This window comes from Ruegeria sp. CDSC045, assembly GCF_059610725.1.
Genome location: NZ_JBXWOE010000008.1, coordinates 180,124 through 189,738, shown reverse-complemented (window position 1 = coordinate 189,738; position 9,615 = coordinate 180,124). Strand labels below are relative to the sequence as shown.

Here is a 9,615-nt window from a genome sequence, read left to right as displayed (position 1 = left end):
GTCTTGCCGTGGTCAACGTGCCCAATCGTGCCAATGTTGACGTGCGGCTTATTACGCTCAAACTTTTCCTTTGCCATGATGGCCTCCTTTATCGATAATGAAGGGAGCCCGCTAATCGAGCTCCCTCAAATTTTCGCTTATGCGTATTTCGCCTGGATCTCGTCCGAGATGTTCTGCGGAACCGGATCGTAGTGGTCGAACTGCATGGTGAACTGGGCACGGCCAGACGACATCGAACGCAAGGTGTTGATGTAGCCGAACATGTTGGCCAGCGGCACAAACGCGTCAATCGCGATGGCGTTGCCACGGTTTTCCTGCCCGGAAACCTGTCCCCGACGCGATGTCAGGTCACCAATGATGCCACCGGTATATTCTTCCGGAGTGATCACTTCGACCTTCATGATCGGCTCAAGCAGTTTCGCACCCGCTTTGCGCATGCCTTCACGCATACCCATACGCGCCGCGATCTCAAAGGCGAGAACCGAAGAGTCCACGTCGTGGTATTTACCTTCGATCAGGGCAACCTTGAAGTCGATCACGGGGAAGCCAGCCAGCGGACCGCTATCCATGACGGATCTGATGCCTTTTTCAACGCCCGGGATGTATTCCTTGGGCACCGAACCACCAACAACACGAGATTCGAACGAATAACCTTCGCCCGGCTCTGTTGGGGTGATGATCATCTTCACCTCGGCGAACTGACCCGAACCACCCGACTGTTTCTTGTGGGTGTAAACGATCTCGGCTTCGTGACCGATGGTTTCGCGATAGGCCACCTGCGGCGCACCAATATTCGCTTCAACCTTGAATTCACGCTTGAGACGGTCAATCAGGATGTCCAGGTGAAGTTCGCCCATGCCCTTCATGATGGTCTGACCCGATTCCAGATCAGTTTCCACACGGAAGGACGGGTCTTCGGCGGCCAAACGGCCCAGACCCTGGCTCATTTTTTCCTGGTCAGCCTTGGTCTTCGGCTCAACCGCGATCTCGATCACCGGATCGGGGAAGGTCATGGTTTCCAGAACCACCGGATCGCCGGTCGAACACAGAGTGTCGCCCGTGGTGGTGTCTTTCAGACCTGCCAGCGCAATGATGTCGCCCGCGAACGCTTCGGTGATTTCCTCACGTTCGTTCGAGTGCATCATCATCATCCGGCCGATACGCTCTTTCTTACCCTTGGTCGAGTTCAGAAGCGTGTCGCCCTTGGACAGAGTGCCCGAGTAGATGCGGGTAAAGGTCAGCGAGCCAACAAAGGGGTCGTTCATGATTTTGAACGCCAGACCAGAGAACGCCATATCATCATCCGCACGGCGGGCGATGTTACGGGTTTCTTCTTCGTCACCGGGTTTGAAGCCCATGTAATCGACAACGTCCAGCGGGCTGGGCAGATAGTCGATCACAGCGTTCAGCAGCGGCTGAACACCTTTGTTTTTGAACGCCGAACCACCCAGAACCGGAACAAACGCGATTTCCAGAGTACCTTTGCGCAGCAGGGCGCGCAGGGTTGGAACGTCGGGCTCATTGCCTTCCAGGTATTCCATCATCGCGTCGTCGTCCATTTCGACGGCCGCTTCGACCATTTTACCGCGCCATTCGTCAGCCATGTCCTTCAGGCTGTCGCGGATCGGTGCTTTGACCCAGCTTGCGCCCAGGTCTTCGCCCTGCCACAGCCATTCTTCCATGGTGACCAGGTCGATCAGGCCTTCCAACTCGGTCTCTGCGCCGATCGGAATACCAACCGGAACAGCACGTGCGCCGGTACGGTCTTCGATCATTGCAACGCAGTTGAAGAAGTCCGCGCCGATCTTGTCCATCTTGTTGACGAACACCATCCGTGGAACCTTATAGCGGTCAGCCTGACGCCACACGGTTTCGGTCTGAGGTTCAACACCGGCGTTTGCGTCAAGAACGCAGACGGCACCGTCGAGAACCGCCAGCGAACGCTCAACTTCAATGGTGAAGTCAACGTGGCCGGGGGTGTCGATGATGTTCAGGCGGTGCTTGGGCGAGTCAGCAGTTTCACCGTCTTCAGTGCGTTCCCAGAAAGTGGTTGTCGCAGCCGAGGTGATGGTGATCCCGCGTTCCTGCTCCTGCTCCATCCAGTCCATGGTGGCTGCACCGTCGTGCACCTCACCGATGTTGTGGGATTTGCCGGTGTAGTACAGGATGCGTTCCGAGCAGGTCGTTTTACCCGCATCAATATGCGCCATGATACCGAAGTTACGGTAATGGTTGAGTGTATATTCGCGTGCCATTTCAATAAGCCTCTGGAATTACCAACGGTAGTGGCTGAAGGCTTTGTTCGCCTCGGCCATCTTGTGGGTGTCTTCACGCTTCTTAACGGCGGTACCGCGGGACTGTACGGCGTCCAGCAGTTCGCCGGCGAGGCGTTCTTCCATGGTGTTTTCGTTGCGGCCACGCGCAGCAGTGATCAGCCAACGGATGGCCAGTGCTTCGCGGCGCTCGGGGCGCACTTCGACCGGAACCTGATAAGTTGCACCACCAACCCGGCGCGAGCGAACCTCGACCGACGGTTTGATGTTGTCGAGTGCTTCGTGGAACACTTCGACGGGTGCGCGCTTGATCTTGCCTTCAACGCGGTCAAATGCGTTGTAGACGATGCGCTCTGCAACCGACTTTTTACCGTCGATCATCAGGTTGTTCATGAATTTAGTCAGGACCTTGTCGCCAAATTTGGCGTCAGGCAGGACTTCGCGTTTTTCGGCGGCGTGACGACGTGACATATCAGCCTCTCCTTCTTATTTGGGACGCTTCGCGCCGTACTTCGAACGACGTTGCTTACGGTCTTTGACGCCTTGGGTATCCAGAACACCGCGCAGGATGTGGTACCGGACACCGGGAAGGTCTTTTACACGACCGCCACGGATCAGAACAACCGAGTGTTCCTGCAGGTTGTGGCTTTCACCGGGGATGTACGAGATGACCTCGAACCCGTTTGTCAGGCGCACCTTGGCAACCTTACGCATCGCCGAGTTCGGCTTTTTCGGTGTGGTTGTGTAAACACGTGTGCAGACGCCGCGTTTCTGCGGGCACTGCTCCAGGTGCATGGACTTCGAGCGTTTTACTTTCGGCTGCCGCGGCTTGCGGATCAGCTGTTGGATCGTTGGCATTCCGGTTATATCCCCGTTTTGCAACACACATGACATGCACGCGTGATGCGTGCGGTTAAATTCGCTGCGTTCGTGCGTCCACAAGCGCAAAACCCGCGAGCGTTCCCATTCCGAGGTGAACGTCGCGGTTTGTTATCAGAGGGCGCGAACGATAAAAGAGTTCGGGCCTTGACCAGTTCATTACTGAAATCGGATTTGGGGCGGCCCCCGGTACCGAGATGTGGCGCGTAATAGGGGGAGTCGGCGCCAGTGTCAACAGCACAGCTGATCTGATCCGCATCGGGCTGGTTCGCGCTGAAACTCAAGCACATCCATCCGCACCGCCCGTTGCAGGAACACGTCCCTGCAGGCATAGTCAACCCATTGATCTGGACCACGGATGAATCATGCAAATACTTGGCCTGTGTCGTTTTTCCTATCCTGCCCATGGCGGTTTTCAGGTCGAGCATGAAACGATCGAGGACCGACGCGCCTATCTGTATCAGCCTGACCGGCTGGAAGAGCGGTTCCGCCTGTTTGAAACCACCTCTCTGCCCTGCATAAAGGAACAAACCGACGAGGATTTTCAGTTTCTCATCGTGATCGGGACATGCCTGCCAAACGCGGCACGCGAACGTCTTCACGATTTAACGGCCGACATGCCGCAGGTGCAGATCATCGCGCGCGAACCGAAGCGGCATCGCAGGCTGATGAAAGAGGTTCTGAATTCCGCGCGCACTGACCCGGCCGCCCCCTGCATCCAATTCCGCCATGACGACGACGATGCGGTTTCGGTCGATTTCGTTGAGCGCTTGCGCATCGCCGCAGATGAGGGTCAGGGCTTAATGCGGAACCACAGAACCGTTGCGATTGACTACAATCAGGGGTTCCTGGCCCGTTTCGATGCGGGCGGTATTCGGGCCGCACAGGTGTATCAACCTTTGTTGGGGGTGGGCTTTGCGATGTACTCCGCCGGTGGGTGTGAGCTGACGATCATGAATTTCAGCCACCATCGGATCGGGAACTTCATGCCCGTTATCAGCTATCCGGATGCGCCAATGTGGGTCCGTACTTTGAACCAGTTCAACGATTCCCCGCACGCGCGCAACAGCAAGGCCGAGCTGTCCCCCCTAACGCCCGAGCAAGAAGGCGAGTTCATCGCACGGTTTGCCATCGATCAGGACGCCGTTCGCCGCATTCATTCGGCGGGCTGACGGGTTCGTTCGCGAAACAGCGTGAACATCCCGGCCCCAACCACCAGCGCCGCGCCCGCCATCGTAATCCTGTCGGGCCAGTCCCCAAATACGGCCCAGCCCAAACCCAACGCCCAGATCAGACTGGAATAACGAAACGGCGCGATAAAGCCGATCTCACCAGCGCGCATGACAATGACGCTGAACAAATATCCTGTCAGAACAAAGACCGCAGCAAACGCTACCATCGAACCGGCGGCTGCCGGAACCGGAACCCAGCCCGAGACAGAGGTGACAAGAACCGCCGTCAATGTAATCGTCGCGGTTGTTGCCAGCGTTACTGCAAGTGATGGCACATGCACCGACATGCGTCGCGTAATCAAATCCCGGGCAGTTACCGAAGCAACTGCGATCAAGGCATATATCGCGTAGAGGCTGAAACCGTCCGTGCCCGGGCGAACGATCAGCAACATACCGGCGAACCCGAAAACGATGGCAAGAATCCGACGCCAACCGATATACTCTTGAAAAAACAACGCGGCTCCAAGTGTTACGGTCAATGGCAAGGCCAGCAGAATGGCCGTCACGTTTGCCAACGGCATATGAAGCAGCGCGACCAAAAAGAAAATTGTTGCCAACAATTCGGCGAGACAACGTGCCGCGACCAACCACTTGTCATGACGCGGAAAGTTCAGATGCAGCGCCCCATAGTACCGTGCCAGAAGATACACCAGAATGGTCGCCAAAACCCCGCGGATGGCAACCATCTGAAACAGCGGTATCTGGGCTCCGGCGGCCTTGATCAAAGTGTCATTGATGGTGAAGGCAGCCATGCTGCCCATCATCAGCAAAGCACCCCTGAAATTCGGCGTCACTCTTTTTGAACTCCGCATTTGGCCACGAAGTGCATTTGGCGGCGTTCAAGAAAGAGATGTCAATATGGCTCCGCCCGCCAATGCTCTGCTAGCATGACATTTCCGATGGCGCTTCATGCAGCGCCCCACCCGAGCCTGAAATGAAAAGGCCCCGCGAAATCGCGGGGCCTGATCTTTGGAATGTAGGATCGCTTATTCGCGGCTTTCCGGTGTTTCCACCAGAACATCCAGCTCATCCCCGACCATATCGTCATCCATCATCGGCGCAGCCAGAGCAGCGGCGGCTTCGGCCTCTTCCCGGCGGGCTTCGATGACAACGTTGTCACGCGACTGCGCGACGCGCTGTACGCTTTGCGTTGCGCCACCGGTACCGGCAGGGATTAGACGACCGACGATGACGTTCTCTTTCAGGCCAACCAGCTTGTCTTTCTTGCCCTGAACCGAAGCCTCGGTCAGAACCCGTGTGGTTTCTTGGAACGACGCCGCCGAGATGAACGAACGCGTCTGCAGCGAGGCTTTGGTGATCCCCAAGAGGATCGGCTCGCCCTGAGCCGGACGTCCACCGCGGGCGAGGGTCTTCTCGTTGGCCGCGTCGAACTCCTGCTTGTCGACATGTTCGCCTTTCAGCAGGGTGGTGTCACCTGAATCCAGGATCTCCCACTTCTGCAGCATCTGGCGCACGATCACTTCGATGTGCTTGTCGTTGATCTTCACGCCCTGCAGACGATAAACATCCTGCACTTCGTCGATCATGTAATCCGCCAGCGCTTCGACACCCATGATGGACAGGATGTCATGCGGGGCCGGGTTACCGTCCATCAGGTATTCACCCTTCTGGATGAAGTCACCTTCTGCAACCGGGATGTGCTTACCCTTGGGCACCATATACTCGATGGTCTCCATGGACTCGTCAGCCGGTTCGATGCTGATGCGACGCTTGTTCTTGTAGTCGCGACCAAAGCGCACGTAACCATCGGCTTCTGCGATGATCGCGTGATCTTTCGGGCGACGGGCTTCGAACAGTTCGGCAACACGCGGCAGACCACCGGTGATGTCCTTGGTCTTGGCACCTTCACGCGGGATACGCGCGACAACTTCACCAGCTTCGATCTGCTGACCGTCTTCGATCGACAGGATCGCGTCCACCGACATCGGATAGTGAACCGGGTTGCCCGCATCGTTACGGACTGGTTCGCCATCTTCGCCAACCAGAATGATCTCAGGCTTGAGGTCGCTGCCTTTGGGGGCCGCGCGCCAGTCGATCACGATCTTCTGGGTCATACCGGTTGCATCGTCGGTCACGTCGCGGACAGCAATGCCCGAAACCAGATCAACATATTTCGCGGTACCGGACTTTTCGGCGATGATCGGCAGGGTGTAAGGATCCCATTCGAACAGCTTGTCGCCACGGTTCACCTTGGTGCCATCCTTGACGAACAGCTTCGAGCCATAACCCAACTTGTGGTTGGCACGCTCTTCGCCATGTTCGTCTTTGATCACCATCTTCATGTTCCGGCCCATGACCAGGCTTTCGCCCGCGGAATTGACCAGGATCTGCGGGTTCTCGAACGAAACGACACCGTCGTGGCTGGCTTCCTGGAACGACTGCTGACCACCTTGCGCAACACCACCGATGTGGAAGGTCCGCATTGTCAGCTGCGTACCGGGTTCACCGATGGACTGGGCGGCGATGATGCCGACAGCCTCACCCGTGTTGACCATAGTACCGCGTGCAAGGTCACGACCGTAGCAGGTTGCACAGACGCCTTCCTCGGACTCACAGGTCAGAGGTGAACGGATGCGCATCGACGCAACAGCGGCCTCATCAATGATATCAGCCATGCGTTCGTCGATCAGCTGACCCGCAGCGACCAGAACCTCATCGGTACCGGGACGCAGAACGTCATCGGCAGAGACACGGCCCAGCACACGTTCGGCTAGCGAAGCAACAACTTCACCGTCGTTTACCGCGGCTTCCGCAGTGATCGCACGCTCGGTTCCACAATCGAGCTCACGCACGATGCAGTCCTGTGCCACGTCCACTAGACGACGGGTCAGGTAACCCGAGTTCGCCGTTTTCAGAGCAGTATCCGACAGACCCTTACGGGCGCCGTGGGTCGAGTTGAAGTATTCAAGAACGGTCAGACCTTCCTTGAAGTTCGAGATGATCGGCGTCTCGATGATGTCACCGTTTGGTTTGGCCATCAGGCCGCGCATACCGCCCAGCTGTTTCATCTGAGTGACCGAGCCACGCGCGCCCGAGTGGGCCATCATGTAGACCGAGTTCGGTTCCTTTTCAGACCCGTCCTCTGCCCGATCCGAAGATGAGATCGTGCTCATCATCGCTTCGGTTACACGATCGTTACACTTCGACCAGGCATCAACAACTTTGTTGTACTTTTCACCCTGAGTGATCAGGCCGTCCATGTACTGCTGTTCAAAATCCTTCACCTGACCACGGGTTTCATCCACGATGCCCCATTTGTCGTCCGGGATCACCATGTCGTCCTTACCGAACGAGATACCGGCGCGGAACGCTTCCTTGAAGCCCATCGACATGATCTGGTCACAGAAGATGACCGACTCTTTCTGACCGCAGTAACGGTAGACGGTGTCGATCACTTGCTGCACTTCTTTCTTCCGCAGCAGGCGGTTGACCAGTTCGAACGGCGCCTTGTTGTTCATCGGCAGCAGAGCACCCAGGCGCACACGGCCCGGAGTGGTTTCAAACCGCTGTTGAACTTCGTTGCCTTCACTGTCGATCTGAGTAATCCGCGCAGTGATCTTAGTGTGCAGATGCACTTCACCGGCGTCCAGCGCGTGCTGAACTTCGTCGATAGAGCCAAAGACCTTGCCTTCACCAGGCATGCCTTCGCGTTCCAGGGTCACATAGTACAGACCCAGAATCATATCCTGCGAAGGAACGATGATCGGCGCGCCGTTTGCTGGCGACAGAACGTTGTTCGTCGACATCATCAGAACACGCGCTTCCAACTGGGCCTCAAGGCTCAGCGGCACGTGAACGGCCATCTGGTCACCGTCGAAGTCGGCGTTAAAGGCCGAACAGACCAACGGGTGCAGCTGGATGGCTTTACCTTCGATCAGAACCGGTTCAAACGCCTGAATGCCAAGACGGTGCAGTGTTGGCGCACGGTTCAGCATGACAGGGTGTTCGCGGATCACCTCGTCGAGGATATCCCACACTTCGGGACGCTCTTTCTCGACCAGTTTCTTCGCCTGTTTCACGGTCGAAGACAGACCCTTGGCTTCAAGGCGCGAGTAGATGAACGGCTTGAACAGTTCCAGCGCCATCTTTTTGGGCAGACCACACTGGTGCAGCTTGAGTTCCGGACCGGTCACGATGACCGAACGGCCCGAGAAGTCGACGCGCTTACCCAGAAGGTTTTGACGGAAGCGACCCTGCTTACCCTTCAGCATGTCCGAAAGCGATTTCAGCGGACGCTTATTGGCGCCGGTGATCACGCGGCCACGACGGCCATTGTCGAAAAGAGCATCGACGGATTCCTGCAGCATCCGCTTTTCGTTGCGGACGATGATGTCAGGTGCGCGCAGTTCGATCAGACGCTTCAGGCGGTTGTTCCGGTTGATGACGCGGCGATACAGATCGTTCAGATCCGAAGTCGCAAAACGACCACCATCCAGTGGAACCAGCGGACGCAGTTCCGGCGGAATCACCGGGATCACGGTCATCACCATCCACTCAGGCCGGTTGCCCGACTCAAGGAAGGATTCAACAACCTTCAGACGCTTGATGATCTTCTTGGGCTTCAGTTCACCAGTTGCTTCGGCCAGATCAGCACGCAGCTGTTCGGCTTCGGCTTCCAGATCGATCTGGGCCAGCATCTCACGGATAGCTTCGGCACCGATGTTCGCGGTGAACGCGTCCATGCCATAGGCATCCTGCGCGTCCATGAACTCTTCTTCGGTCAGCATCTGACCATAGGAGAGGTCGGTCAGACCCGGCTCGATGACGACATAGTTTTCAAAGTACAGAACGCGTTCCAGATCGCGCAGCGTCATGTCCAGCATCAGACCGATGCGGGACGGCAGCGATTTCAGGAACCAAATGTGTGCGACGGGCGCGGCCAGCTCGATATGACCCATACGCTCGCGGCGGACTTTCTGCAGGGTGACTTCCACACCGCATTTCTCGCAGACAACGCCGCGATATTTCATCCGCTTATATTTACCGCACAGACATTCGTAATCTTTGATCGGGCCAAAGATACGCGCGCAGAACAGACCGTCACGTTCGGGTTTGAACGTCCGGTAGTTGATGGTTTCGGGTTTCTTGATCTCGCCATAAGACCAAGAGAGGATCCGTTCCGGGCTGGCCAATGAGACCTTGATCTCGTCAAAGACCTTAGGCGGCGTCAGCGGGTTGAACGGGTTATTGGTAATTTCCTGGTTCATTTT

6 protein-coding genes are annotated in these 9,615 nt (G+C 56.8%); 1 reads left to right on the top strand and 5 read right to left on the bottom strand.

What is annotated here, in order from left to right; translation table 11 throughout:
- Positions 1-137 precede the first annotated feature (137 nt).
- From fusA to rpsL, 3 genes are read right to left on the bottom strand one after another with little or no spacing between them, the layout of a single operon-like run.
- A complete protein-coding gene (fusA, locus tag AC2FH6_RS15155; RefSeq protein WP_496692464.1) occupies positions 138-2,255 on the bottom strand; it encodes an elongation factor G in 2,118 nt (705 codons plus the stop codon).
- Positions 2,256-2,273: 18 nt separating this feature from the next.
- Positions 2,274-2,744, bottom strand: a complete 471-nt coding sequence (gene rpsG, locus AC2FH6_RS15150) for a 30S ribosomal protein S7 (protein WP_008756926.1) — start codon at positions 2,742-2,744, stop codon at positions 2,274-2,276.
- Positions 2,745-2,759: 15 nt separating this feature from the next.
- Complete coding sequence (rpsL, locus tag AC2FH6_RS15145) at positions 2,760-3,131, bottom strand: 30S ribosomal protein S12 (protein ID WP_005621086.1); 372 nt, start codon at positions 3,129-3,131, stop codon at positions 2,760-2,762.
- 386 nt (positions 3,132-3,517) lie between these two features.
- Here rpsL and AC2FH6_RS15140 point away from each other — a divergent pair, with 386 nt between their 5' ends.
- The gene (locus AC2FH6_RS15140) at positions 3,518-4,324 is read left to right on the top strand and encodes a putative rhamnosyl transferase (RefSeq protein WP_496703384.1); all 807 of its coding nucleotides are present in this window, start codon (positions 3,518-3,520) and stop codon (positions 4,322-4,324) included.
- On the opposite strand, the gene AC2FH6_RS15135 is transcribed toward AC2FH6_RS15140, so the two are convergent.
- Together AC2FH6_RS15135 and rpoC are read right to left on the bottom strand one after the other, a co-directional pair.
- On the bottom strand, positions 4,309-5,178 hold the full coding sequence (locus AC2FH6_RS15135) for a DMT family transporter (RefSeq protein WP_496697695.1): 870 nt from the start codon (positions 5,176-5,178) through the stop codon (positions 4,309-4,311). The two genes, AC2FH6_RS15140 and AC2FH6_RS15135, sit on opposite strands and share 16 nt — an antisense overlap.
- A 192-nt stretch (positions 5,179-5,370) precedes the next feature.
- On the bottom strand, positions 5,371-9,612 hold the full coding sequence (gene rpoC, locus AC2FH6_RS15130; protein WP_142636908.1) for a DNA-directed RNA polymerase subunit beta': 4,242 nt from the start codon (positions 9,610-9,612) through the stop codon (positions 5,371-5,373).
- Positions 9,613-9,615: the final 3 nt, after the last annotated feature.

Excerpts from the sequence above, each read along its gene's own strand:
- fusA (WP_496692464.1), bottom strand. The coding sequence starts at position 2,255 with ATGGCACGCGAATATACACTCAACCATTACCGTAACTTCGGTATCATG.
- rpsG (WP_008756926.1), bottom strand. The coding sequence starts at position 2,744 with ATGTCACGTCGTCACGCCGCCGAAAAACGCGAAGTCCTGCCTGACGCC.
- rpsL (WP_005621086.1), bottom strand. The coding sequence starts at position 3,131 with ATGCCAACGATCCAACAGCTGATCCGCAAGCCGCGGCAGCCGAAAGTA.
- AC2FH6_RS15140 (WP_496703384.1), top strand. The coding sequence starts at position 3,518 with ATGCAAATACTTGGCCTGTGTCGTTTTTCCTATCCTGCCCATGGCGGT.
- rpoC (WP_142636908.1), bottom strand. The coding sequence starts at position 9,612 with ATGAACCAGGAAATTACCAATAACCCGTTCAACCCGCTGACGCCGCCT.